Source organism: Luteibaculum oceani, assembly GCF_007995015.1.
In the GTDB taxonomy this organism is placed as follows: domain Bacteria; phylum Bacteroidota; class Bacteroidia; order Flavobacteriales_D; family Luteibaculaceae; genus Luteibaculum; species Luteibaculum oceani.
The window spans coordinates 1-22,455 of sequence record NZ_VORB01000009.1 but is presented as its reverse complement, the minus strand read 5'-3'; the positions used below and the strand labels follow the sequence as shown (position 1 = coordinate 22,455).

General features: G+C 40.5%; 17 protein-coding genes, 1 tRNA gene and 1 pseudogene. 11 read left to right on the top strand and 8 right to left on the bottom strand.

Translation table 11 applies throughout. From position 1 onward, the window contains the following. Window positions 1-30: 30 nt before the first annotated feature. The 3 genes and pseudogenes from rny to FRX97_RS09875 all read right to left on the bottom strand — a co-directional run. Window positions 31-1,455 (bottom strand): annotated as a pseudogene (gene rny, locus FRX97_RS09885) (ribonuclease Y); the annotation flags it as partial. A 174-nt stretch (window positions 1,456-1,629) separates the two neighbouring features. Continuing rightward, window positions 1,630-1,923, bottom strand: a complete 294-nt coding sequence (locus FRX97_RS09880) for a cell division protein ZapA (protein ID WP_147015053.1) — start codon at window positions 1,921-1,923, stop codon at window positions 1,630-1,632. An 8-nt stretch (window positions 1,924-1,931) separates the two neighbouring features. Beyond that, entirely contained in the window at window positions 1,932-2,225 is a 294-nt protein-coding gene (locus tag FRX97_RS09875; protein ID WP_147015052.1) for a hypothetical protein, read from the bottom strand. Window positions 2,226-2,351: 126 nt separating this feature from the next. Here FRX97_RS09875 and FRX97_RS09870 point away from each other — a divergent pair, with 126 nt between their 5' ends. From FRX97_RS09870 to FRX97_RS09860, 3 genes are read left to right on the top strand one after another with little or no spacing between them, the layout of a single operon-like run. Further along, window positions 2,352-4,055: a M23 family metallopeptidase gene (locus tag FRX97_RS09870; RefSeq protein WP_170227101.1), complete on the top strand. Its 1,704-nt coding sequence runs from the start codon at window positions 2,352-2,354 to the stop codon at window positions 4,053-4,055. 18 nt (window positions 4,056-4,073) lie between these two features. Next, window positions 4,074-4,718 carry a carboxypeptidase-like regulatory domain-containing protein gene (locus tag FRX97_RS09865; protein ID WP_147015050.1) on the top strand — a complete coding sequence of 215 codons (645 nt, stop codon included), beginning with the start codon at window positions 4,074-4,076 and terminating at the stop codon, window positions 4,716-4,718. A 7-nt stretch (window positions 4,719-4,725) separates the two neighbouring features. Beyond that, window positions 4,726-7,221, top strand: a complete 2,496-nt coding sequence (locus FRX97_RS09860) for a TonB-dependent receptor (RefSeq protein ID WP_170227100.1) — start codon at window positions 4,726-4,728, stop codon at window positions 7,219-7,221. Here FRX97_RS09860 and FRX97_RS09855 read toward each other — a convergent pair. The 3 genes from FRX97_RS09855 to rocD are packed head-to-tail and all read right to left on the bottom strand — an operon-like array spanning window position 7,205 to window position 11,034. After that, window positions 7,205-8,830 (bottom strand): ArnT family glycosyltransferase, encoded by a 1,626-nt coding sequence (locus FRX97_RS09855; RefSeq protein WP_147015048.1) that lies wholly within the window; start codon window positions 8,828-8,830, stop codon window positions 7,205-7,207. The genes FRX97_RS09860 and FRX97_RS09855 overlap by 17 nt on opposite strands. Continuing rightward, the gene (locus tag FRX97_RS09850; protein ID WP_147015047.1) at window positions 8,827-9,750 is read right to left on the bottom strand and encodes a lysylphosphatidylglycerol synthase transmembrane domain-containing protein; all 924 of its coding nucleotides are present in this window, start codon (window positions 9,748-9,750) and stop codon (window positions 8,827-8,829) included. Before FRX97_RS09850 ends, FRX97_RS09855 begins: the two co-directional genes overlap by 4 nt. Before the next feature lie 9 nt (window positions 9,751-9,759). Further along, window positions 9,760-11,034 carry an ornithine--oxo-acid transaminase gene (rocD, locus tag FRX97_RS09845; protein WP_147015046.1) on the bottom strand — a complete coding sequence of 425 codons (1,275 nt, stop codon included), beginning with the start codon at window positions 11,032-11,034 and terminating at the stop codon, window positions 9,760-9,762. Window positions 11,035-11,185: 151 nt separating this feature from the next. On the opposite strand from rocD, the gene FRX97_RS09840 reads away from it, so the two are divergent. The 4 genes from FRX97_RS09840 to FRX97_RS09825 all read left to right on the top strand — a co-directional run bounded on the left by FRX97_RS09840 (window position 11,186) and on the right by FRX97_RS09825 (window position 18,811). Beyond that, entirely contained in the window at window positions 11,186-12,715 is a 1,530-nt protein-coding gene (locus FRX97_RS09840; protein WP_147015045.1) for a S10 family peptidase, read from the top strand. A gap of 343 nt (window positions 12,716-13,058) precedes the next feature. Continuing rightward, window positions 13,059-14,465, top strand: coding sequence for a 23S rRNA (uracil(1939)-C(5))-methyltransferase RlmD (gene rlmD / locus FRX97_RS09835; protein ID WP_147015044.1), 1,407 nt, complete (start codon window positions 13,059-13,061; stop codon window positions 14,463-14,465). 73 nt (window positions 14,466-14,538) lie between these two features. Then, window positions 14,539-14,958 (top strand): hypothetical protein, encoded by a 420-nt coding sequence (locus tag FRX97_RS09830; protein WP_147015043.1) that lies wholly within the window; start codon window positions 14,539-14,541, stop codon window positions 14,956-14,958. Between the two features lie 403 nt (window positions 14,959-15,361). After that, the gene (locus tag FRX97_RS09825; RefSeq protein ID WP_147015042.1) at window positions 15,362-18,811 is read left to right on the top strand and encodes a T9SS type A sorting domain-containing protein; all 3,450 of its coding nucleotides are present in this window, start codon (window positions 15,362-15,364) and stop codon (window positions 18,809-18,811) included. A gap of 90 nt (window positions 18,812-18,901) precedes the next feature. On the opposite strand, the gene FRX97_RS09820 is transcribed toward FRX97_RS09825, so the two are convergent. Further along, complete coding sequence (locus tag FRX97_RS09820; protein WP_147015041.1) at window positions 18,902-19,123, bottom strand: hypothetical protein; 222 nt, start codon at window positions 19,121-19,123, stop codon at window positions 18,902-18,904. Between the two features lie 77 nt (window positions 19,124-19,200). Between FRX97_RS09820 and FRX97_RS09815 the strand changes: the two genes are divergently transcribed. Then, complete coding sequence (locus tag FRX97_RS09815) at window positions 19,201-19,785, top strand: methyltransferase domain-containing protein (protein WP_147015040.1); 585 nt, start codon at window positions 19,201-19,203, stop codon at window positions 19,783-19,785. Further along, window positions 19,782-20,282 carry a phosphoribosyltransferase family protein gene (locus FRX97_RS09810; RefSeq protein ID WP_170227099.1) on the top strand — a complete coding sequence of 167 codons (501 nt, stop codon included), beginning with the start codon at window positions 19,782-19,784 and terminating at the stop codon, window positions 20,280-20,282. Before FRX97_RS09815 ends, FRX97_RS09810 begins: the two co-directional genes overlap by 4 nt. Here the strand turns inward: FRX97_RS09810 and FRX97_RS09805 are convergent. Further along, the gene (locus FRX97_RS09805; RefSeq protein ID WP_147015038.1) at window positions 20,262-20,789 is read right to left on the bottom strand and encodes a shikimate kinase; all 528 of its coding nucleotides are present in this window, start codon (window positions 20,787-20,789) and stop codon (window positions 20,262-20,264) included. The genes FRX97_RS09810 and FRX97_RS09805 overlap by 21 nt on opposite strands. A 31-nt stretch (window positions 20,790-20,820) precedes the next feature. Between FRX97_RS09805 and FRX97_RS09800 the strand changes: the two genes are divergently transcribed. Then, a complete protein-coding gene (locus FRX97_RS09800; protein ID WP_147015037.1) occupies window positions 20,821-21,981 on the top strand; it encodes a hypothetical protein in 1,161 nt (386 codons plus the stop codon). A gap of 161 nt (window positions 21,982-22,142) precedes the next feature. After that, window positions 22,143-22,215 (top strand) — tRNA-Lys (locus tag FRX97_RS09795). The last annotated feature ends 240 nt before the right edge of the window (window positions 22,216-22,455 follow it).

The window sequence follows — 22,455 nt, the reverse complement described above, 5'->3', positions numbered from 1 at the left end:
AAGCCATCGTTAGGATGGCTTTTCAGTTTTTTATTTAGCGTAATTAATCGCCCGTTTCTCTCGAATCAGGGTAACTTTTACCTGACCCGGATAGGTCATTTCGTTTTGGATACGCTGCGAAATATCAAAGGATAGTGTATCTGCTTGGGCATCGCTTACCTTTTCGCTTTCTACCAATACTCTCAGCTCTCTACCTGCTTGGATAGCGTACGCCTTAAGAACGCCATCGTAACTTAATGCAAGCTCTTCGAGGTCTTTTAAGCGCTTAATATAAGATTCAACCACTTCTCTACGAGCACCTGGTCTTGCACCTGAGATGGCATCACAAACCTGAATAATTGGCGAGAATAAAGAAGTCATTTCAATTTCGTCGTGGTGCGCTCCAATAGCGTTGCATACCTCGGCTTTCTCTCCGTACTTCTCTGCCCATTTCATACCTAAAATAGCATGAGGTAATTCTGGCTCGTTATCTGGCACTTTACCTATATCGTGTAACAGACCGGCACGTTTAGCAACTTTAGGATTAAGTCCCATTTCGCTAGCCATAATAGCACATAGGTTAGCAACTTCTCTAGAGTGCTGAAGTAAGTTTTGTCCGTATGAAGAACGATACTTCATTCTTCCCACCATTCTTGTTAATTCTGGGTGTAAACCATGAATTCCAAGATCTATACAGGTACGCTTACCTGTTTCAATAATTTCTTCCTCTATGTTCTTTTGGGTTTTGCGAACCACCTCTTCAATTCTTGCGGGGTGAATTCTACCATCAGAAACCAACTGGTGTAAAGATAATCTTGCTATTTCTCTTCGTACCGGATCGAAACAAGAAAGGATAATTGCTTCGGGAGTATCATCTACGATAATTTCCACTCCAGTTGCTGCTTCTAGTGCTCTAATATTTCTTCCTTCTCTACCAATAACACGTCCTTTAATCTCGTCGCTATCGATATTGAATACCGAAACCGAATTTTCTACGGCATGCTCCGTTGCGACACGTTGGATGGTTTGAAGTACAATTTTCTTGGCTTCTTTAGAGGCGGTAAGCTTGGCCTCTTCCATAGAATCCTGGATAAAAGACATCGCCTCTGTTTTGGCTTCGTCTTTAAGCGACTCAACCAGCTGTTTAATAGCCTCGTCTTTGGATAATCCTGATACGCTTTCGAGCATTTGAATGTTTTTCTGATGGGCTTTATCCACCTCAGACATTCTTTTCTTAAGCCCAGTAAGCTGGTTTTCTACCTCTTGAGTTTTGTCTTTTAAACTCTTCTCTTGGCGCTTAATTTCCTCGTGACGTTGCTTTATATTTTCTTCTCTTTTATTAAGCTTATCCTCGATCTGCTGCTGCTTTTTATTGCGCTCATTAATCAGCTTTTCGTGCTCTTCTTTAAGAGAGGAAAATTTTTCTTTTGCCTGGATAATTTTATCCTTCTTAATTACCTCTGCCTCTTTCTCTGCCTCGGCAATTATTGCTTTTTTTCTATTGCCCAACAAGAGGTTGGAAAGCAAGATGGTAAGCCCAGCCCCTACGACTAAACCACCTATCCCGCCAATTAAAATACTCGTTAAATCCATGTTTGTAACACTTAAAAATATTAAACATGGCCTAAGAAACTAACGAAAAGAGAAGGACTAAATAGAGGTGTTTTCTAAGTAAAAATCGAGTTTAGCTTCTATTTGCTCCAACTCGTTTTTAGCGGCATCTACTTCTTTTTTATCACTTAGCAATAAGTTTTGCGTAGCAATTTGTAATGCCGTCATAGCCAATAGATCCTGCTTATCTTTTACAGCGTAGTTTTCCTGAAATTTCTTTACGTGATCCTCGATTAAATCGGCGGCCTTACGGATAAATTCTTCCTCCTCAACGCTTACCGTTAAAGGATATACCCTACCTCCTACTGTTATTTTTATCGATAAATCACTCATGTCGAAACCTACTTGTTAAGCAAGGCTATGCATTTATCTATTTCCCTAACTAATTCGTTAATCTTAAGCCTGGCCTCTCTTTTCCCCTCCTCGGCTTCGCCACCAATGGCGCCGGCAGTTTCCAAAAGAACCAACTTTTCATTTACACGGGTAAATTCCTGCTCCTTTTCTTTTAGCAAAGCTTTTAAGGAATTAATCTCTCTGTCCTTTTCGGACAATTCCTCCTTTAAAGATTCAGCGTGCTGCAATACGCGCTCTAACTTTTTGCTTAACCTAAAAACTAGATCAGACAATTCACTCATCCTGCAAATATATAACGCAAATGTAATTTTGTAAACGGGTAAAACAATAGACTTTCACAACTATTGTTTAGTTTATTTATGGAGCCGAACTATTCTTTTATTTTCGCGCAAATTTCTAATCTCCGTATGCCTTATAAACCAGCTATTTACCTTTTTATTTTTCTTTTTTGTCAATTTCGTGCCCTCGCACAAGATTTTCACCCCCCTCTTAATATCCCCCTGGTACTTTCTGGAAATTTTGGAGAAATAAGATCCAACCATTTTCACTCTGGTTTGGATATAAAAACACAAGGTAGAATTGGTTTACCCGTTTTTTGCATCACCGACGGAACCGTTGCAAGGGTAAAGGTATCACCATACGGATACGGCAAAGCTTTATACATAAATCACCCCAACGGACAAACTAGTGTATACGCCCACCTCAATTCTTTTTCTCCCGAAATCGAAGCTTGGATAGAAGATCAACAATACGCCCAAAAATCATACGACATCAATACCTTTCCTCCCGCGGGAAAATTTGTGTTTAAAAAGGGAGATGAAATTGGGAAAAGCGGAAATAGCGGTTCCTCTGGCGGGCCGCACCTTCACTTTGAAATTAGAGATACCAAAACCGAGCGCCCCATTAACCCCTTGAAATACCCTTTTAAAATTGCCGATAACAAAGCTCCGTCTATTTATGGCCTCTCGGTGTACGCACTCGACGATAAAAGTCATGTCAACAATACCCATTATGCAAATTTCTCAATGGGTGGTAGTTATGGCAATTACAGTTTAAAACCCGGAGAAACCATTTCGGCACATGGGAATATTGGTTTTGCATTGCATACTATAGATCGCCTAGATGCAGCCAACAATAAGTGCGGCGTGTACAAGGTAACCCTTAGTGCTGGAAACGACATTTTGTATCAATTCGAAATCGATGAGCTAGACTTTAGCACCAACCGCTACATGAATGCCCATATCGATTATCGCAACTACAAAAAATACCGAAAACATTATCACCGTTTATATACCGTAGAAAATAACCCGCTAGATATATACAATATCCGAAAGCGAAACGGGGCCCTGCAATGCATTGGCGAAGGAGAAATACCAATAAAAATAACAGTTGAAGACGTGGCTGGAAATGCCTCCACCCTCGAATTTACAGTTCAATGCACCGCACAACCTAGCACCCGAATTATAGAAGCTAACCCCAACCAACAATGGGTAGATTGTAAAAAACCTTTTGAATGGAAGTCAGACATTGCAAGCGTAGCCATCCCAAGCAGCTGCTTATACTTATCTGAATACATGGATTTTAAAAGCAGCACCGATAACAACGGCCTCCCTGTTTTAACGGTTGGTGATGAAACCTATGGCGCACAAAAATCTTACACCTTACGACTAAAAATTCCAGAAACGCTTATGCCCAAGGCTAATAAGATCCACCTGGGTAAAGTAGCTGCAAATGGAAGAGCTTATCCAGATAATCCTGGAGAGGTACACGGCGCTTGGTTCGAGGCCAAAAACAGAGAATTTGGAACCTACACCTTACTTGTTGACACCCTTAATCCATATATAAAACCACTTTCCTTTTATCCTGGAAAGGAAGTTAGAAATGGAAATAGCCTGCGCTTTAGGATTAAGGATAGCGGCAGTGGTATTCAGGAATACAACATGTATATAGACGACCAATGGGTACTGGCAAGTTACGACTACAGAACGGGGGCCTTAACCCACATTTTTGATACGGAAAGAATAAAACCCGGAAAACACGTTTTACGTGTAGAAATTTTAGATAAAGTTGGCAATCTTGAAAGCTATTCGGGAACGTTTACCAGCTATTAAATGTATCTTTAAGGCCCCATGTTGTATCGATTTATTTTAGCTTTTGCTTTTTGCCTTTTCACCACTTTTGTCGGGGCGCAGGTATCTGAGAAAAATCCAGAGAATGTTATTCAATTTTCAGGGGTAGTCGTTACCGCCGATTCTCTAAGAGCACTTCCCTACACTAACATCTTAATCGTTAACAAGGGAATTGGTACCTCGACAGATTATTACGGTTACTTCTCTTTTGCAGCCGAATTAGGCGACAGTATTTTATTCTCCTCGGTTGGATACAAACGAGCGTATTACCAAATTCCTGACACGCTTACCGATAACAAATACTCCATTGTTCAGGTAATGAATAGCGATACGGTTTACCTGACCGAAACCGTTATTTACCCTTGGCCTACTCCAGATGAGTTTAAGGAGGCTTTTCTTGCCCTTAATGTGGCCGACGACGAAATTGCTCGAGCTCAAAAAAACTTAGATCCTAGGGTGCTTTACAAACGCATGCTCGAAATGCCTATGGATGGTACAGCGAATTACAAATATCAAATGCAGCAGATCCAAAATCGACTGTATTACGCTGGTCAGGCACCCCCTATTCAATTGTTAAACCCCTTTGCCTGGGCTCAATTCTTTAAGGCTTGGCAAGAAGGAAAATTTAAACGCGAAAAAAATTAAAGGAATTTTGATCCGTAGTTTTCTCTGCTTATTTCTAGCCTTTGCCTTTACGAGCACCTTCGCTCAAACAACATTCTCCGGATGGATTACCGAAGAAACTGGAAGCCCCGTTCCAAACGCTATCATTATAGCCAACGACAGTGTGGTGGCCGTTTCAACGGAGGATGGTACTTTTAGTTTTAACGGCAATTACCAGAAGGTAAAAATTCAAGTAAGACACACGGGGTTTCAGCCATTTTACAGAGTCATTCAACCGAAAGGAAACGAGGTAAAACTAAAGTTCGAACTGGATTACCTACAACTTTCAGAAGTACTTATTGAAGAAAAGGCCAGAACAGATAATCTTCAAAAATTATCCGCAAAAGACATTTCAGAAATCCCCTCCGCCTCTGGAGACTTTATTCAGCAAGTCTTAGGCGCCCAAGCTGGGGTTGCTATAAATAACGAATTATCAGCCTCCTACTCGGTAAGGGGCGGTAGCTACGACGAAAATTTGGTTTACGTAAACGGAATTAGAGTTTACCGCCCATTTTTGGTTAGAGCTGGACAGCAAGAAGGGTTGAGCTTTATAAATTCTGCCATGGTAGAGAACATAAACTTCTCAGCCGGTGGATTTGCTGCCCGTTATGGGGATAAAATGTCGTCTGTTTTAGACATCACCTACAAAAAGCCTAAAAAGTTTGAAGGTGAGGCCGAGTTGGGACTTATGGGAGGAAATTTTGCAGCCGGCTCAGCAAGCTTGGATGGAAAATGGACCTACATAGGTGGTATCCGATACAGAGCAAACGGCCTGCTTCTCGGAAGTCTAGAAACCCGAGGAGAGTATCAACCTCAATTCTGGGATGCTCAATTCTACGGGACGCATCAACTTTCAGATAAAACCGAGATAGGATTATTGGCAGTGCACAGCAATAACCGCTTTCGATTTGTTCCTCAAACCCGCGAAACAGATTTTGGAGGATTTGCTCAAGCACTTAAATTCACTGTTTTCTTTGACGGACAGGAAGAGTCTCGGCAATCTGCCACCACGACCGCACTGGAAATCAACCACCAATTTTCTAACCGAAGTAAGCTAAATGTAACCCTTAGTAATTTCGGAACAGTACAAACCGAGAACTTCGATATCGTTGGGCAGTACCGCCTTGACGAAACCAATAGAGATTTTGGATCCGATGAATTCGGCGACGTGGTTCGAAACCTTGGAATCGGAGGCTTCTTAAACAACGCTAGAAACCGCATTGACGGAAATGTAAGCAGCATTCAAGCTAGACACAGCTATAGCCTTGGAAGACACTTTATTAGAACGGGAGCGTCGTATTCTATTGAAAACTTTACAGAGAAGGTAAAGGAATACCAATACGTAGATTCTGCCGATTATTCCATCCCAAGGGATCCAAACCAACTTCTGGTTTTTGAAAATTTACGTGCCCGAAACAAACTAAACACTTCGCGTATTCAGTTTTTTGCTGAGGACGAGTGGAAAATTGATTTACCCAAAGATGCGGAGTTGGCCATAAACGCAGGGTTTAGAGGACATTACTATCAGTATAACAATCAATTTGTGGCGGGTCCCCGGGCTTCCATCGCTTTTTATCCCAAAATCATTAACCAAATTAATGATAGCCTTTCGGTTAACAGAGAAATGGTAGTTCGCCTTTCGTACGGACAGTATTACCAACCCCCATTCTATAGAGATTTAAGAAGCTTAAATGGTGTTATTTCTCCAGATATTAGGGCGCAAAAATCAACACATTATGTATTAAGCCTAGAATATGGCCTAATAATCTGGGACCGCCCATTTAAGTTACTCTCCGAATTTTATTATAAAGACTACGATAATCTTATTCCATACGAGTTAGAGAACGTTCGGATTCGTTACTACGGCGAAAACAGTGCAAAAGGTTATGCCACGGGTTTTGATGTTAAATTAAACGGGGAGTTTATCGAAGGACTGGAATCTTGGTTAAGCCTTGGAGTTTTGAGCACCGAGGAAGATTTATTTAACGACAGAGAGGAAATCTATCTAAACTCCGATGGCGATACCATACCCTCTTTTTCATTTAATAAAACCCCAGTAGACACCATTGTAAATTTCCCTGGTTTTATTCCTCGCCCAACCGATCAACGCCTGCGATTTGGGATGTTTTTTAGAGACCAAATGCCTGGCTTTGAGGACTTAACCGTTCAACTAAACTTCCTATTTGGAACGGGACTTCCCTTTGGACCTCCAGATTTTAATCGCTACAAAGACATTTTAAGAACCACCTCCTACAAACGAGTTGATGTTGGCTTTAGCAAAGAGTTTATTAAAGCGGGTAAAGAATATTCCGGGCTTCGTAAAAATCTTAAAAGCCTGAATTTCAGTGTGGAAATATTAAACCTATTAGATGCCCAAAACGTGGTAAACCACACTTGGATTAAAGATGTAAGTGGTGGTCAATTCGCCATACCAAATTACCTAACACGCCGAAGAATTAACTTAAAGCTTACTGCTCTCTTTTAACCGCCTTAAATACTTTAAGGCGTAATTTTTCGTAGCGAATTTGCATTTCGGCTACTTCTTCAAGAGCAATATTTTCGTCGTATTCATGCGAAACATCGTAGCGGGCAATTAGATAATCACCGGGATTTAATTCTCCCTCATGGTACCTTAGAATTTCATTGCGCTCCACCTCGACATAAAAAGTGCTTTCATGGTTTATGGGAGTAGCTGGAAATAGATACAAAGGGCTTCCCGCCGTTAACTTGGCAACTGCAATCGCATCCTCCTTGTATTCCACCGTTCTATCAAACCGATACCGGTGTTCCATTACAAAAAAGTTGAAAGCAAGCCTCACTCCTATCAAACAAACAAATAGATATAACCAGCGGCGAGCACCATGCCTCCAGTATAAGAAGGTACCTACTCCAATGATCAGAAAACAGAGTAAAGCTTTAATAAATCCTTGCTCTACCTTAAAATCAACAAATAAAACCGCAAATGGAGCCAGGGTTAAAAGGATAAGTATACCCCCTAGAAACATTTCTAATCCGCGGATAACTTTATGATTCTTATGCACGGTATAGTAATATCCCAAGAAAATAAAAACAATGGGATATAACATAAACAAGTAACGTGGGTAATACCCTGGAGACAGCCAGTACACCGGAATATTCACCAAAAAAATCAAACCAAAGGCCTTTAAGAATGAACTCTCTTTAATTCTTGTTCTAAACCCCTTTAGAAAAAACACAGGGATGAAAAGCAAAAAGGGTGCGAGGTGCATTAAATGATCTACAGGAAATTTTATGATGCTAACTAATCCTTCCCACCACTGCTTATCCTCATCGATAACGGTGCGTTGTGCACTTTGATCCCACAATTGGGCAACCCATCCATCTAAATCGTTGTACTGATTATAAACCGAAAAGTAAGCACTTATAATTCCTGCAAAAATCAAAAATGATAGGATGTGCTGCCAGGAAAAAATCTTCTTCCAATTACTAAAGAGGCAAATAATAGCAATGGCACTTAATCCAGTAAACAACACACTGGGTAATCCTTTACACAAAAATCCAATAGCATGCAGAATGTAGCTATACATCAGAGCTTCAAGCCACTTGCCTTGCTTACCCTTTTCGAATAACACAATGAATCCCAAATAGGTAATCCATGAATAAAAAATATCGATATGTCCAAGAAAAGAGGCATAAATCAGCATGCGCCCACAGAGCACAAACATCAAAGCTGCCAAAAACGCAGCGAAATGCGAGATGTATTTTTTGCTGTGTTGAAAAATGGTGAAAGCGAATAAGAACAAGGGAACAGAACTTGGTAAACGCAACAGAAACTCAGACTTTGAGCCCGTTAATTGCATCAGCCCAATTAAAATCCAATTGTAGAAAGGAGGTTTGCGGTAATACCACTCGCCATTTATGGTTGGGGTCCAGTAATTACCCGAAAGCATCATTTCTAGCGCAACCACTGTACGAGTTGGTTCATCGGCTCTTAAGGGCAAAAAGCCAAGTCGAAAATGATAAACCAAAAAAGCTAGGATAGCTATTCCTAAATACCAGGTGTTGGGATGGGTTCTATAATGATTTTCTAATCGCTCTATTAGGCCAGGTTTCATGGATAGGAAATATCTTGATCTATGGGTTTAAAGGCGAAAATAACTCCAAATAAACTGGAAATAGCCATAGAAAAGAAAAACAGCAAGGCGAAGGCTACTGCTTTGTCCTCGGATATTAGCAAGTAAGATGTTCCGTATAAAAATACCAGCTCCCGCATCCCAACACCGGCTATTGTTAAAGGTATAACCGCGGCAACCGAGGAAAGCATAAACAGGGTTAGGTAATCCATATAATTTGCATCTACGTGTAATGCATAAAGCAAACACATTGCGCTGGCTACCTGCCCCAATTGCACCCAAAAACTATAACTAGTGGTTTTCCAAAATTTTTGTACCACCTGCTTATCAAGTATCCACCTAAAACCAAAATAGAAAGCGGGCAAGCAAAATAACACAGCCGCAATTACACCTATAGTTATAAGATGCTCCTCCCAAATTGGAAAATGACTGGCAAAATAAAATCCACCACCCAATACAACCAGTAGGCAAAGCCCAGAAATTCTATCGGCCAAAGTGGCCCATATTAAACTCTTAGTTTTTATTTTTTCACTACCCCTTAGGATATATACCTTATAGGCGTCTCCTCCAATTGCGCCGGGTAAAAACAAGTTGTAAAACATCCCTAAATAATAAAGCTTAAGGTTGTATACATGCCCAAGCACTAACCCAACGTTAGCGTAGAATTGTCTCAAACGAAGAGCTGCAATTATTTTGGAACCATTAAATGAAAGAACGGCCAATGCAAACCACCACAAATTTGCCTCGCGGAGGTTTTCCTTAAAAGCTTGAAAATCTATCTTGGTATAGGCAAAATATAAAGCAGCCAAAGAAACCGCCAGTTTTACGACAAACTTGGCTATCCGTTTTTTTCGGCTGCCTTTTTTGGGTGCAGAAGCACCAGATTCAGAAACTTCAGACATCAATAAAAATTAAACCTTATCCTCGAATTCCTTCAAGGTTTTGGTAATGATCTCTACACAATCTAACAACTGCTCCTTGTTCATTACCAATGGTGGTGCAAATCTAATGATGTTTCCATGAGTTGGTTTTGCCAATAATCCGTTATCCCTAAGTTTTAAGCAAATATCCCAGGCCGTAGAACTATCCTCGCTATCATTAATAACAATGGCATTTAAAAGCCCCTTTCCTCTCACGAGATTTACCGCCTTACTTTTAGCTATGTATTCGTTCATTTTTGCACGGAATAATTCACCAAGCTCCGCTGCATTTTCTGCTAAAGCTTCATCCTGAATTACATCCAATGCCGCCATGGCCACTTTCATACCTAGCGGATTCCCTCCAAAGGTAGAACCGTGCTCGCCGGGCTTAATAACTTCCATAATTTCGTTGTTTGCCAATACCGCAGAAACCGGGTAGGCCCCACCAGAAATTGCTTTTCCTAAGACAAGAACATCTGGTTTTACCTGTGGCTGTTTTCCGCAAGACTTATCGCAAGAGCAATTTCCACAAGTAGCAAGTAACTTTCCTGTTCTCGCAATTCCAGTTTGCACCTCATCGGCAATTAGCAATACATTTTTCGCCTTACACAGCGCATGGGCTTTCTCCAAGTAATCTTCAGCTGGTACCATTACACCTGCCTCGCCTTGGATGGGCTCAACCAAGAATCCAGCAACATTGGGATCCTCTAAAGCTTTCTCTAAAGCAGGAATATCATTGTAGGGGATTAATTCAAACCCAGGAGTAAAAGGACCAAAATTTGTTTGCGCAACAGGATCGGTAGAAAAGGAAACTATAGTAGTTGTTCTTCCGTGAAAGTTATCTCCACAAACAATAATCTTTGCGTGGTTTTTGTCTAAGCCCTTTTTCTCATATGCCCATTTACGCGTTAACTTTATAGCGGTTTCTACCGCTTCAGCTCCCGAATTCATAGCCAGAACCTTGTCGAAACCAAACAATTTGGAAGCTTTTTCCTCAAACTGACCCAACACATCATTGTAAAAAGCCCTAGAGGTAAGTGTTAAAGTCTTTGCCTGCTCTGTTAAGGCATCAATTATTCTTGGATGGCAATGTCCTTGATTTACAGCGGAATATGCCGAAAGGAAATCGTAATATTTCTTTCCTTCTACATCCCAAACAAAAACACCCTCTCCCTTGCTCAGAACTACAGGAAGTGGATGGTAATTATGTGCGCCGTATTTATTCTCTAAGGCAATAGCCTCTTTAGATGAAACCGTTGAAATCATATCTGGTATTTTTAATTTTCTGGATAAGGCTACAAACTAATAGAAAGGCGAGATGAAAACAAAAAATTTTGGTTAATGCTTTTAAATCAATGATGGAAAAACCGAGGGATCATTGGGAATTTTCTATTTTCCCGAAGCGAAAAACCTTGTCATGAAAAGTATTTATCTCATTATTTCCCTCCTCCTTCCAAGCATTGGATTTTCATACACCATTTCAGATACCACAAAAAAAACCGTTGAAAAAGGAGAGATTTTCCATTCTCAACAAACTCTTACCATCAACGGAAAACGAATTTCCTTGAAAACAGAAACGGGTACTGTTCAGTTAAGGGACGAAAATGACGAGCCCATTGCTCTATTTGGGTTTACCTATTACCAAAAACAATCTAAGATCGACAGCAAATACGAGAAGGATAAGCCAAAACGCCCAATAGTTTTTGCTTTTAACGGCGGCCCCCTATCCGCATCATTCTGGCTACACATGGGAATATTAGGCCCAAAAAGGATAGAAATTAACGATCCTGGATATACCCTCCCCGCTCCCTACAAAGTAGTAAACAACGAGTATTCCATTTTGGAAAAAGCAGATTTGGTAATGATAGATCCCATTGGAGTTGGATTCAGCAAACCCACTGGAAAGGCCAAATGGGAAGATTTTTGGGGAGTTGATCAGGACATAAGATCCATTGGTTTGTTTATTGATCAGTTTCTAGCTAGAACGGGTAATTTTAATGCCCCTAAGTATTTATTGGGAGAAAGCTATGGCACCTTTAGAAATGCTGGTTTGGTGAAATACCTTCAAGACAAAGGCATTGCTATGAACGGCGTGATAATGGTTTCGGCAGTTTTTGAATTACAGCATCTTTTGTTTGGACCAGGAGACGACCTTGCCTATTTAATCCATTTTCCTACCTACGCTGCAACCGCTTGGTACCACAAGAAAATTAAAGGGGAACCCGAAAATCTGGAAAACTTCTTAAACGAAGTAAGGCAATTCACCGAAACCGAATATGCGCTAGCCCTGCTCCGTGGCGACCGACTAAGCACAGACGAAAAAGAAGCCATGGCAGCAAAACTTGCCAAATACAGTGGCATTGACAAAAACACCTGGCTAAAAGCAGACCTAAGAATAACAAATCGTGAATATTTCCAAGCGCTACTGAAAGAAGAACAACTTACCGTTGGGAGGCTTGATTCCCGATTTACCGGCATTAACGAAGACCCACTTGCTCAAAACGCACTCACCGATCCTCAAAGCGATGCCATTTCTCCACCATATATTGCCGCATTTAAAAATTACCTATATCAGGATTTAGGTGTACGCCCCGACCTAACTTACACCACGTCAACTGGTGGTAGAAAAGACTTCAAGTGGGACTGGAAACACAAGGGGAACATATCTTGGAACGCACAAACAGCGGTTAGCACCCTGCCGGATTTAGCAAGCGCTTTAAAACAGAACCCAAACTTAAAAGTGCTAATCCTGAATGGCTATTTTGATCTTGCTACCGTTTTCTACGGAGTAGAACACTCAGTTAACCACCTTAATTTACCAGATAACCTTCGAGAGAATGTTATTATGAAGTACTACGAAGCCGGCCACATGATGTACACTCATCCTCCATCGATGAAAAAGTTTAAAGAAGAGGTAGACCAATTCATCGAACAGACACAACACTAAAACAACCCTTCATTCATCCATTCATCCATTCATCCTTCATCCCTCAACCCACAAACCCACAAACCCTTTACCCCTAACTATTGACCACCAACCATTGACCACTAACCACTAACCACTAACCATTCCCCTTCATCCATTCATCCATTCATCCTTCATCCCTCAACCCACAAACCCACAAACCCTTCACCCCTAACTATTGACCACCAACCATTGACCACTAACCATTGACCACTAACCACTAACCATTCCCCTTCATCTCTTCATCCATTCATCCATTCATCGTTCATCAATTCATCCTTCATCCCATCATCCCTTTAACTCCTAAAAAACCTACTTTTGCCGAATGGGAAGAAAAAGAAGGGAAATCAAAACGGTTGAAAACGTTAGGATTGAGAGAGCTGGAGCGGAAGGAAAGGCTATTGCTCATATCGACGAGAAAGTAGTTTTTGTTCCATTTGGTGCGCCTGGGGATTTGGCGACACTTCAAGTTAAGAAGTCGCATAAACGCTTTATGGAAGGAACCATAGTAGCGTTACACGAAAAATCGGAGCAACGCGTAGACCCCATTTGTGATCATTACGGATTATGTGGTGGGTGTAAATGGCAACATGTAAGCTACGACTACCAGCTTGAATTCAAAGAACAACAAGTGCGAGACGCTATGGATCGCATTGGTAAAATTGAATACCAAGAATTTCTTCCTATTGTTGGTGCAGATAAAACAAGCGAATACAGAAATAAACTAGAATTTACTGCGTCCGACTCAAAGTGGTTAACCGACGAGCAAGTAAAATCTGGTGAAGAAATTGATCGCGATGCACTAGGATACCATATGCCTGGAAGATTCGATAGAGTTTTCCATGTAGATAAATGTCATTTACAACACAATCTTTCTAACGACATCAGATCTACTGTATATAAGCTAGCCAAAGAAAATAACATTCCCTTTTTCAACTTAAGAAATCAAACGGGCGTATTGCGCACGGTGATGATTAGAAACTCTAGCTTAGGTGAGTGGATGGTTTTGGTAGCCTTTAAAGAGCCTCAAAAGGAGCATATAGAAATAATAATGGAAGGACTTAAGACCAACTTCCCACAAATAACCTCGCTTAATTACTCCATAAATAACAAGCGCAACGATAGCTTGTATGACCTTGAAATAGAAAATTGGTCGGGATCTGAATACATCTCAGAAAAGCTGGGTGAGTTAAAATTTAGAATACGTCCAAAAAGCTTTTTCCAAACCAACAGCGAACAAGCTGAAAAGCTTTATGCATTAACCAAGGAACTTGCAAGTTTAGAAGGAAACGAGACCGTATACGATTTGTACACGGGAACGGGTACTATAGCGTGCTATGTCTCAGATTTGGCCAAAAAAGTGGTTGGAATAGAATATGTGGAAACCGCAATTGAAGATGCAAAACTTAATGCGGCAGACAATAAAATCACCAACTGCTCCTTCTTTGCAGGAGATATGAAGGACGTATTTACCGATGAGTTCGTAAAAACAAACGGAACTCCAGATGTTATTATCACCGATCCACCAAGAGCGGGAATGCATCAGGATGTTGTGGATTTGATAAATCGACTTGCGCCAGAAAAAGTGGTTTATGTGAGCTGTAACCCAGCCACCCAAGCTAGAGACCTAGACCTAATGCGCGAAAAATTTATTGTGGAAAAAATTCAGCCGGTGGATATGTTTCCGCATACCCATCACGTAGAAAACATTGCCCTACTGCGCAAAAGATAAATCAACCAACTTACTGAGTTATGGCATTGTAAGATAAGGGCTTGTGTAAGAATTTTACACAAAGCTCTTATCCATGTCAACCCCGACTCCAAAATACCCTCTGGCACTTACCTTTGTTCTCATTCTGCAATGCGCTGCATTCTCGCAATCTTCGGAAAATAGCCGACCTGAAATTGTACATTTCGTTAGCTCATCAGAACCTATGGATGATAGCGAGATTTATTTCAACCGCGTTTCCAATTTGGTGCAAAGCAAAATTTTAAAATCACTCAAAGCTACCCCAGATATAAAGGGTAAAGAAGCTGTTCTATTCATTTCCCTTGCCAACAATAAGCTAGAAAACTGCCGAGTAGTTAAGGGAATTAACTCAAAGCTAAATCAGAAAATAAAAACCATTGTTGAGTCCATCGATTTCTCCGAATTGGAGGCTAAAAGAAACCCTTCCAACAATGATTTCCTAATTCCCATAAAATTCGGTAACACATCGAAATAATCGGTCATTCTATCCGCGCATCAGGATATAATTTTACTCTTTGGAATTCAATAATTGGATTGAAACCCTTTCTACATTTCACCTAACACGCTATCAATCCCATCAATCCTTAAATTCCCTTAAAAATAGACGCCTACACGCTTAATATCTAAGTCAATAACCACAAGCCAAGCTCTGAATCAATTTACACAACCTTCTAAATTCACCAAATATTATTCCTCTTCTATCGTAATAACCATAATTTTATATCTCAATTACAGGCTAACCAAAGTACTTCATATTAAAGAATCCAATATTTCATTTCAATATTTCCCAAACAAGCCCAACTAAAGCAACTTCTCCTCGTCCGCAATCCGTAGATTAGTTATACATAAATCTCGAAATTTAGTTTAGAGCTAGACCTATGCGATTGAAATTACTTGTTGCCCTAACCTTTTCCCTAATTACTTTTGGAGTTTTTGCTCAAAGCAATCCGTACTGTATCCCCTACAGTCACTGCCAACAAACCTATCAACGGGATGTCTGGGGAGACTCACAACTTTCTATTGTCGACATAGAGTTCGATACTCAATTCAGCAACCCTTCTGCATACAACAAAGATGTGTGTATCAATAATGGTTACCAAGACTTCAGCCAGGTGAAAAAGGGTGTTGTAGAGCAAAACCGAGAGTACGACCTAATTGTATACGCTGAACCATATAGTCACCAATACTCTTCTACTCTGTACATGTGTCAGGTGTGGTGCGATTGGGATATGGATAAGGAATTTGAAGATTCGGAAATGACGATAATCCCGGGCGACCAGGTTGGTGCTTTTAGTACTTTTCACGTTTTCTTTCAGGGAAAAATTGCCGTTCCAACAACGGCCAATATCGGTGAAACTCGCATGAGAATTAGAGTTTTCCAACAAAACAGACTACCCGAACCGGTATTAGGAAGCAACAGATTTTTAGACAGTACTCCAGATACAATAGTAGGACCTTGCGACACAACCTACACTGGAGAAACAGAGGACTATGGTCTTTTGGTTTACTCCGAAGCTCCACCTGCAACAGAATATTGTAAAGCATCTGGACCAAAAGATTGTAGAGGATCTAGATTAGATTTAGATGGAGGATCGCTTCCAACAAAATACGAGTGGCATTACATTGACACGGTTAAGATTGACGGCGAAAATGGATCTGGAATTACCAATGTAACTGACTTACCCGAGTGTAGAAACACCCAATCCTACGGAGATTACACCAAAAAATATAAATACCCCCCCACTTGGATACCTGGTAATGAATACGAAGTTTATGTAACAAGAGCGGATAGTTTTAGCGACGAACTCCCCATTTCATGTGGACTCTGGATAGACTGGAATAATGATTTCGACTTCGAAGACCCAGATGAGTCCTATATGGATTTCAAAACTTACCAAGTAGATAGCCACACACGCTGGCATAGATTCATGATTACCGCTCCATTAAGTGCAACAGATGGCCGCAAAAGACTGCGAATCAGAACCACTGTAGCCCAAAGTACTCCGAGAGCCTGTGGAGATAAGTTTAACAATGGAGAGGTAGAGGATTATGAAATTTTTGTTTCGGCTGCCGGAGAAAAAGCTACTTTCCTTGCCTGTATTCCCGACTCCTCGGTACTACCCAAAAATGACACATTTAACCTCTGTCAAAAAGATCTGATGTTTAGGTGGGCAGCTGATACTTCAGCCGACCCTGCATCGGGTTATTACCTCTCATTTGGTACCAATAATCCACCCGATAACATCCTAGACAAATTCGATGTTGGCCCCAACCTAGGGTACAACTTTCCCGATGAACTCGACCATAACACCCTGTATTACTGGACGGTAACCCCATACAATCAAAATGGGGAGGTAAACGAACCATGTACCGTATACAAGTTTAGAACTGGCTTCCAGCCCGATCCTACTCCTACTATAGAAGGATTAGATGTCGTAAACGATACCGCTATACTCTGCCCAGATTTTGCTACAACATTAAAGGCGAATGTAGACGGTGGTAACGGAGTGCTACGCTACGAATGGTTTGGTGACGGACAATTTGTAAAAGGTGGAGGTGGTAATACCGATAGCCTTGTATACGAAGCAAGTTTCTCGGCTGCAGGAGATTACACAGTTCGCGTGGTAGACGACAACGGCTGCTACGGTGAAGATGATGTACATGTTATTACTAAAACCCCAGCAGCAGCAGGAACATTACAAGGCCTACAACAAGTATGTAAATACAGCGACCTAACCGTTTCGGTTACTGGATCACTTGGTAAACTGCAATGGCAGAAATACGACGCCCACCGCAAGGTTTGGAACAATATTCCTGGAGAAACAGGCACCTCTATCACCTTCACCAATATCCGTTGGCCTGAAACCTACCGTGTTTACGCCGATTTAGAAGGTTGTGGAGATACGCTTGCCGCCTTTGATGTGAAAAGCTACCCCATCCCTCCTGCCCCGAGAATTACTAGTAATATTGGCAAATTCCTTTGCGATGGATTTGTGGCTACGCTAAGCTCTAACTACACAGGCCCCGGAGGAAATGTATGGAATACAAAAGATACTGCCAACAGCATTAGCACCCCTAACCACGGAAAATATACCGTGTATTACTTTAATGGTAATGGATGTAACTCAGATACGGCAGAATTTCAACTTATTGATTACCCAGACCCAGTTAAACCAGTCATTACTACAGCGGATAAGTTTGGTTTCTGTCTTGGAGACTCTATAGTGATTTCTGCCGATGCAGGTAACGACGATTTCTACTGGAATGGAAATACCGGCAATAGAAACACGGACCTAACTGTTAACGCATATAGCCCCCTTAAATATTGGGCGACCTCTATAAATCCAGGTGGATGTAAAAGCACTTCCGACACGGTTAATATAGAAGTATACTCCCTACCGGAGAAGAAGTTTATCGAGAGCTCTACTGGCCAGTTTAATTTCTGTGCTGGCGCTTCAATTAACTTAATTGTACCAGGCAATTACACCACTTTCTGGCAAGACAACCCACAAAACAACAGCAAGATTTTTAATGTAAATACTGCTGGATTGTACTTCGCTCGATTAACCAATAACAAAGGTTGTATTAATTACACGGATACCGTTGCCGTTGGAATTAATCCTGTTCCTATTGCACCTCAGATTAAATTGCTGAATGCAAAAGAGTTCTACTGCTATTACCAAACACCAACTATTTACTTGGTAAATAACGACCACTCGGTTACTTGGAACCACGATAACACCCTACACTCGGATACAGTAGTAGTTAACAAATCTGGTAAATACGGAGCTGTTGTTCGCAACCAGTTTGGATGTGCCGCCAGTACGGCTGAAATTGAGGTAAACATCATGGACACCATGATCATCCCAACCGTTGAACTAAAAGGTGACAGCCTAATAATAGATGTACCTGCTGGCTACAACATTCAGTGGTACTTAGATGGTCTTCCTATCGCGTTAGCAAACGACTATTTCTTTGTTCCTGAAGTAGATGGTGATTATGCAGTGCGTGTAATAGATGAGTTTGGATGTTTAAGCTTTTCCAGTGGATATAGCTTTAAATACGGGCAAACTACAGGAATTACTGAAAATCAATCAATTAACTTAGAGGTAGTTCCTAACCCAGTTCAATCGGGAGGTCTTGTTAAAGTAGAAACTTCCGAAGAAATAGAACAACTTCAAATCTTTGATCAAAGCGGTAAAATGATTACTGCAGGTTCTGGGAAAAGACTTACTACAAGCAACCTTGCTGCTGGATCCTATATTCTTAGAATAGACTTTAGAAACAAGGCATTGGAACCAATGCACAGAATAATAATTGTGAAGTAAGATATCTTTCCCTTCCTATCTTCCCCAAAAAAAAGAGGCGGTCTCATATTGAAACCGCCTCTTTGTATTTTACAGAAACTCCATTGGGGACTAAAGATGGAGGTCTTCGCGTTTTAATTTCCAATGATAGTCGGCAATTAAAAGCTTACCATGTATTATGTCTTTAGCAGACCATGTACGAACATTTTTGTACCATGCCTGTTCCAATTCCATTACATCGATAAAATCAACCTCGTCTAAAAGCCCGCGTAATTCATTCGGGTTTCTAAACACTAATTGTTGCTTTCTCTTTTCCTCTATTATTGCAGCCATAATACTTCTGTATACAAAAGTACGTGACCAACCTTGGCTAGGTTTAATTTCGACACCTGATAATAGTCAGCTTATATATGGATATTGATAAGGATTACTGGACAAAAAGATACGACGAAGGGGATATTCCATGGGACGTAGGGTATCCTACCCCCTCAATTGTGAAGTACTTCGAGCAAATCGAAGACCAGACAAAACGTATTTTAATCCCCGGAGCAGGGAATGCTTACGAAGCAAGTGAACTCTACCATAATGGATTTAAAAACGTGTTTGTGCTCGACTTCAGCCCACTCCCCCTAAAAAACTTTATTAGCAAGAATCCGGATTTCCCAAAAAGCCAGATCTTACAGTCGGACTATTTCGAGCATCAGGAGCAGTACGACTTTATAGTGGAGCAAACATTTATGTGTGCCCTGCCTCCAGCACTTCGACCCAAATATGCAGAGCATAGTTTTAAGCTTTTGAGACCTGGCGGAAAATTAATTGGTGTTTTGTTTAATGCACCTTTAAATAACGACAAACCTCCCTTTGGAGGAAATACTTACGAATACCAACAGTTGTTTTCAGCTTTCCGTATTAAATGCATGGAAAACAATAGCCATGCAATAAAACCTCGGCAAGAGCGAGAATTGTTTATAATATTGCAAAAACCGAAATCGTGAATAAATCACTCATACTTTCTCCTTTAAAAATCAAGCAAAAGATTTCTCGAATTGCCCACCAAATTGTGGAGTTCAATTACGACGAAAAAGAAATTTACTTGGTTGGAATAAAACAGGGTGGAGCCATTTTGGGTGAACTCATTTACAAGGAAATAAAAAGTATCACTACGATTCCGGTTCATTTAAATTTATTGTCCTTAGACAAATCCGATCCATTAAATGGAAAAATTGAACTGGATGCTCCTGTTGAAAACCTTGACAATAAAACGGTTATCCTAATTGACGATGTTCTGGAAAGCGGAAGAACCCTAATGTACGCCGCACAATTTCTACTTAACCGACCTTTGAAAAAATTGAGCACCACCATTTTGGTAGATCGCATGCATCCTAAATTTCCAATTAGAGCAGATTTTGTAGGACTTACCCTCTCCACAACTCTCCAAAACCATATCCAACTCGAAGAGGAAAATGGCGAATTAGCGGTCTACCTCACTTAATTTTTGGAGTATCCATTTTTTAGGATCCATTTTGGTCTCTGAAAATTCATATACCCATTCCGCCTGCAGGTAATACTGCTCCCTATTTGACAATAAATCAGAGATTTTAATTTCCAAGTCCTCCCCTTTTAATCCGGCTATTAACGGGCGACTATCCCCAGATGTAGATAACCGTTGAGCTAGCGTCTTTACCGGATAATTCAAATAAATAGAAACACCCTTGTTTCGGATGGTAGACATGTTATCATGAAAGCACGGCGCACCGCCGCCTAAACTCATGATGCAAGGTTTAGCTATCCATTCTTTTAGCAAACGACTTTCTTGTAATCTAAACGCCTCCTCCCCTTTGCTATTTATAAAATCAGCTATGGACATTCCAAATTGCTCCTCCAGCATGTGATCTAAATCTAAATGAGGAACATTTAAGGCGTTGGCTAACTTTTTCCCAAGAGTGCTTTTTCCACACCCCATAAATCCCAATAAAAACAAAGGTTTTACCAATTGCATGCTTTCGTATCTTTCCGCCCAAATTAAAGTTATGACCCTAAAAGAAGTAAAATCCCCTTCGGATATAAAGGCCTTTCTTAATTGTGTTGATTCGATCTACAAGAATAATAAAACATACATCCGCCCCCTAGATAAGGATGTAGAAAGAATATTTGACAAAAAGAAAAACAAGGCTTTTCGTCATGGGGAAATATGCCGATGGATTCTTACCGACTCAAAAGGAAAAACCATAGGAAGGGTTGCTGCTTTTATAAATAGCAAACATAGTAGCCAGTTTCCAGGTGTTGGTGGAATGGGCTTTTTTGAGTGCATAGAAAATAAAGAAGCCGCTTTCAAGCTTATTGATTGCGCCAAAGAATGGTTGCAAAACAAAGGAATGAAAGCTATGGATGGCTCTATAAATTTTGGAGAGCGCGACGAATTTTGGGGAATTACCGTTGAAAATTACGAACAAGCCCCTTATTACAAGCAAAATTTCACCCCGCCCTACTACAAAGAGTATTTTGAAGAATATGGTTTTAAAGTCTTTTTTAACCAGCTTGTTTATCATCGAAAGGTAAATGACAAACTACAAGATAAATTTGAGGAGCGCGCCAATCGCCTAAAAGCCGACCCCAATTTTACAGTTTGCTGCATAGACAAAAAGAACCTAGATAAATACACCGAAGATTTCCGAAGCATATACAATGCAGCCTGGGGTAAACGAGATGGAAAAAACTTTAAGGGAATGAGCAGTGCCCAAGCCAAATCCATAATGAAAACCATTAAGCCCATTTTGGATGAACGACTGCTACATTACGCGTATTACAAAGGAGAACCTATAGGATTTTTTATCGGCCTTCCAGAGGTAAACCAGTTATTTAAATTGTTTAATGGGAAATTTGGCCTTCTAGAAAAACTGCGGTTTATAACGCTTCTTAAGTTGGGGAGAATTAAGACCTGCTTTGGTACTGCCTTTGGAGTAGATCCAAGATTTCAAGGAAAAGGGGTAGAAGGGCTCCTATTTAAGAATTGCTCGGAAGTACTGATAAAAAGTCCGTACGAAGACGTAATAATTACCTGGCTTGGAGATTTTAATGGTAAAATGATTCACATAATAGAGCAATTGGGAGCAAAACAAATTCAGAAGATGGCGACCTACCGCTATATTTTTGATGAAAATGAAACATTTGAGCGACATCCAATGGTTTAAGGGCTAACCTATCAGTTACAATATTTTATTTTGCATTGTAAATTTCTGATTAACAAACCATTAAAAAAAAGTCTGACTTTTTTTACCAAAAAGGTTTGCAGGAAAGGCTAAGGCTACATATATTTGCACCGCTTTTCACGGGAAGCACAACACAAAATAACGATTCCGTAGCTCAGTTGGTAGAGCAATACACTTTTAATGTATGGGTCCTGAGTTCGAGCCTCAGCGGGATCACAAAGCCACTACGCACCGCGTAGTGGCTTTTTTGTTTTATAACATTTCTTGATTTCTCAGCAACCAAGTTTCTTTGGATCAAGTCATAAATCTGTGGACTTGAAGATTTTTAAGGATCAAGTCATAAATCTGTGGACTTGAAGATTTTTAAGCATAAATCTGGGTTAATCTAAAAAGGAAGAATTCGATTTTTCTAACCCCTCTAAATTGAGCTCTAAAGGCCTTGATTTTGGCATTAAA